The sequence below is a fragment of the Paenirhodobacter ferrireducens genome (assembly GCF_004022265.1).
GTDB lineage: Bacteria > Pseudomonadota > Alphaproteobacteria > Rhodobacterales > Rhodobacteraceae > Rhodobacter > Rhodobacter ferrireducens.
On record NZ_SAVB01000047.1, the window covers coordinates 1 to 2,078 of the forward strand.

The following is a 2,078-nucleotide window of genomic DNA, read 5'->3' on the forward strand; positions in this document are numbered from 1 at the left end:
GAGCCGGTCGCGCGCTTCGACTACCGGATCTACGCCCACGCGCCGCAAGCGCTGCGCGAGGCGTCGAAGAGCCTGGGCGAAGCGCCCGGGCAGACGGCCATGATGGCCATGATGTCGGGCATGGCCCGCAAACCCACGAAGGAGACGATCGAGATGGCGGGCAACACCGTGACCACCACGCCGGCGGATGACCCCGCCGGGACCACCGCGGGCGCCGGCGCGCCGCCGCCGTCGGGCAATCCGGCGGTCGACCCGGCCGCGACGATCACCGCCTCGGGCGATGACCGCGCGCGCTGCCAGCGCATTCGCGATCTGGTCGAGATGTCGGGGCTCGGCTCGGACGCCGCGCTCGACATGATCACCCGCGGCCTCAGTGCGCAGGATGCGCTGGCCGAGGTTCTGGCAAAGCGCAGGGAAAAGGATCTGCAGATGAGCGGCAATCTCCACTCGGGCCACCGCCCGGCGACGATCGTCGCCGATGCCCGCGACAAGTTCGTGCAGGGCGTCGAACGGTCGCTGATGGCCAAGGTCGGCCTGACGGGCGGCGAGCGCAACGAGTTCTCCAGCATGACGCTGAGCGAGCTGGCGCGCGAGTCGATCACCATGTCGGGGCAGCGCGCGACCTTCGCCTCGAAGCTCGAGCTGGTGGGCCATGCCTTCACCATGGCCGGCGCGCACGGCACCTCGGACTTCGGCAACATCTTGCAGAACATCCAGGGCAAGGCGGCGCTCGCCGGCTGGGACGAGGCCGAGGAGACCTATCCGCTCTTCACCCGCGCCGGCACGCTCACCGACTTCAAGGCGACGAAGCGGGTCGGGCTGGGCAACTTCACCTCGCTCGAGAAGGTCGCGGAAGGGGCAAACTACAGCTTCGGCACCATCGGCGATCGCGGCGAGCCGATCGTGCTCGCGACCTACGGCAAGATGATCCGGATCTCGCGCACGGCGATCATCAACGACGATCTGGCGATCCTCGGCTCGCTGCCGCGCAAGATGGGGCGGGCCGCCCGGCGCACCGTCGGCGATCTGGTCTTCGCGATCCTGACCGACAACCCGGCGATGTCGGACGGTATCGCGCTGTTCCACGCGACCCACCGCAACCTCGCCGCGGCGGGCTCGGCGCCCTCGGTCGCCAGCATGTCGGATGCGCGCACGGCGCTGCGCACGCAGCGCGAGACCGCGGACGGGCCGGCGCTCAACATCGCGCCGCGCTACATGATCGTGCCGGCCGCGCAGGAGACGATCTCGCGCCAGCTGCTGACCTCGGCGGTCGATCCGCAGGCGGGCAAGGGGCATGCGATCAACCCGGTCGCGGGCATGGCCGAGCTGGTGGTCGACGGCCGCCTCGATGCGACCTCGGCCAGCGCCTGGTATCTTGCCGCCGATCCGAACGGCTTCGACACGATCGAGGTCGCCTATCTCGACGGTGTGCAGGCGCCCTATCTGGAACAGCAGCAGATGTGGACCGCCGATGGTGTCGAGATGAAGGTGCGCATCGACGCGGGCGTCGCGCCGCTCGACTTCCGCACGATGTACAAGAACCCCGGCGTCTGACCGGTCCCGAAACTCCCCTGACGAAAGGGCGGCCTCGGCCGCCCTTCGTCGTTCCAGCCCCGTGAACACAGAAGGAACTTCCATGAAAAATCTCGTCAACGACGGCGCGAACGTGACCGTTCCGGCGCCTTACGATGTGGCCTCGGGCGAGGGCGTTCTCGTCGGCACGCTCTTCGGCGTCGCCCAGACGGCGGCGCTGTCGGGCGCCCCGGTCGTGCTCGAGCTGGCCGGCACCTATGATCTGGCGAAGGCAGGCTCGCAGGCCTGGGCCCTCGGTGCCCAGATCTACTGGGATGCGGCGAACAAGATCTGCACGACCGCCGACACCGACAACACGGCGATCGGCAAGGCGGTGCTCGCCGTCGGCGGCAGCGCGGCCGAGACGGTCGGGCGCGTGGTGCTGAAGTAAGCCGATGGTCAGCGTGTTCGATGGCATCGGGCGGATCTGCACGACGGCCTTCGGCGCCGGCATCACCTATCTGGCCGAGGGACAGCCGGCCCGTGTCGTGCCGTCCAAATTCCGC

The 2,078-nt window shown here is 69.2% G+C and carries 2 protein-coding genes; both read left to right on the top strand.

The window, feature by feature from the left end; translation table 11 throughout:
* Positions 1-1,554: phage major capsid protein (locus tag EOW65_RS20065; RefSeq protein ID WP_164880179.1), on the top strand; the 1,554-nt coding region annotated here is incomplete at its 5' end.
* 82 nt (positions 1,555-1,636) lie between these two features.
* The gene (locus EOW65_RS19755; RefSeq protein WP_128152381.1) at positions 1,637-1,963 is read left to right on the top strand and encodes a DUF2190 family protein; all 327 of its coding nucleotides are present in this window, start codon (positions 1,637-1,639) and stop codon (positions 1,961-1,963) included.
* Positions 1,964-2,078: the final 115 nt, after the last annotated feature.